The sequence below is a fragment of the Streptomyces sp. NPDC001292 genome (assembly GCF_042896465.1).
In the GTDB taxonomy this organism is placed as follows: Bacteria; Actinomycetota; Actinomycetes; order Streptomycetales; family Streptomycetaceae; genus Streptomyces.
This window is the reverse complement of record NZ_JBIAXG010000125.1, coordinates 1-2,043: the sequence shown is the minus strand read 5'-3', so window position 1 is coordinate 2,043 and position 2,043 is coordinate 1. Positions and strand designations below refer to the sequence as shown.

The window sequence follows — 2,043 nt, the reverse complement described above, 5'->3', positions numbered from 1 at the left end:
GCAGGTCGGGACCCCGGGCCCGCCGCCCGACCGCAATCAATCACACCGATCACGACCGACCGGCCAATTGCCCGTTACTGACCCACGCTCCTAGGCGAACACTGCCATTGTCGCCCGGGCGGCACGGCAGTGGGTCAACCGATCGGATGACCCTCCCGTAGGCCGTTCCACGCGCCGGAAGCAGCCGGTACGTCGACGGGAAGACGTGCTGAGCGGGCCGAGAGTGGAGGCACAGCGCAGGAAGCGCTGAGTCCTTTGGTACCCGCTCAGGCATGCCGATCCGGCGGCCCGGGTGCCGAGGAACGCGACACGACTGGAGAGGTACCCGTGATGCAGCACAAGGCCAAGAAGTTCTCCGCCCGCGCCAAGGCCATCACCTCCGTGGCGGCCGTGGCAGCGGTCGGTGCCGGTGTGGTGGGAGCGGTGTCCGCCTCCGCCGACACCCCGGCCGCCGCTCCGGTCGCGGCCGTGGCCGCGGTGAAGAGCAAGACCACGTTCACCAGCACCCACCTGACGGCCGACGCCGCCACCGGCGCCGCGCGGGCTGCGCTGAAGGCCGCCCAGAAGGAGGGCCAGCGGGTGACCGTCGCGGTGGTCGACCGCAACGGCAACACGATCGTCACCCTGCGCGGCGACGGCGCCGGCCCCCAGTCCTACGACTCGGCGATCAAGAAGGCGTACACCGCCGTCTCCTGGAACGCGCCCACCTCCGAGCTGGTCAAGCGCCTGGACTCGGCGCCGACCCTGAAGGACATCCCGGGCACGCTGTTCCTGGCGGGCGGTGCCCCGGTCGCGTACGACAACGCCCCGATCGCGGGCATCGGCGTCGCGGGCGCCCCCTCCGGCGACCTGGACGAGAAGTTCGCCCAGGCCGGCGTCGCGGCGATCAGCGACGGGCGCTGACCCCGCCCCGTAGCACCACCCGAGCGAACGACGTCCCCGAGTGAGCGACGTCCCCGGGCCGGCGGGCGCTCGGCCACTGCGGCGCGTGGGAACACCCGCCCCGCGCGCCGCAGGTTCCGGCCGCTTCTTCCCTCCCGGCTCCTCGCTCACCACCCCTTTCCGCTCCTCTGCTTTGCTTGTCTTCCTTGCCGCCGTCGCCGTCGCCGTCGTCCTGTTGTCCGTTGCCACCCTGTGGAGGAGTTCCGTCGTGGCCAAGAAGTCACTTTCCCCGACCGACCGCGCCCTGCTGGACGCCGCACACCGGGGCGACGTCGCCGTCCTCCGCGAGGCGCTGGCAGCCGGCGCCGACCGTGAGGCGCGCGACGAGCAGGGCCGTACGCCCCTGTTGCGCGCGGCCCTCGCCGACGAGGTGGAGGTGGCCCGGGTGCTGGTCGACGCGGGCGCTGACGTGAACGCGCAGGACGACCGCCTGGACAGCGCGTGGCTGGTGACCGGGGTGACCGGAAGTGTGGCGATGATGCGCGCACTGCTGCCCGGTGGGCCCGACCTGAAGCTGACCAACCGGTTCGGCGGGGTGTCGGTGATCCCGGCGAGCGAGCGCGGTCACGTGGCCTACGTACGGGCCGTGCTGGCCGAGACCGCTATCGACGTCGACCACGTCAACCGGCTCGGCTGGACGGCGCTGCTGGAGGCGGTGATCCTCGGTGACGGCGGGCGCACGCACCAGGAGGTGGTGGAGGTGCTGCTCGGAGCGGGCGCCGACCCGCTGCTCCCGGACGCCGACGGGACGACGGCCCGCGCCCACGCCGAACGTCGCGGCTTCCGCGGGATCGCGGCCGTTCTGCGCGAGGCCGAAGCGCGGGCGGACTCGGAACGCGGCAAGGCCGGGCGGCGATGAGCGGCACACCGGTCATCGCGCCCGCACCGCGGTCGTCGCGATGCGGGCGCGGTGACCGGACGCGCGCCGAGCAGTGACATCCGGGCCGTCTGTCAAGAAGCGGCCGTGCCCGGCCGCCCGACGCGGAAGGCGCGGTGCAGTTCGCGCAGGCGGCCGGTCAGGGCCGGAACGGGGCCCTGCACCGTCAGGCCGGGCACCACGTCCTGGATCCGCAGGCAGCGCACCGGGGAGGGCGGCACGTC

General features: G+C 73.4%; 2 protein-coding genes. Both read left to right on the top strand.

The window, feature by feature from the left end:
* Positions 1-330: 330 nt before the first annotated feature.
* Entirely contained in the window at positions 331-903 is a 573-nt protein-coding gene (locus ACFY4A_RS42480; RefSeq protein ID WP_390834656.1) for a heme-binding protein, read from the top strand.
* Between the two features lie 247 nt (positions 904-1,150).
* Entirely contained in the window at positions 1,151-1,801 is a 651-nt protein-coding gene (locus ACFY4A_RS42475) for an ankyrin repeat domain-containing protein (protein WP_390834655.1), read from the top strand.
* Positions 1,802-2,043 lie beyond the last annotated feature (242 nt).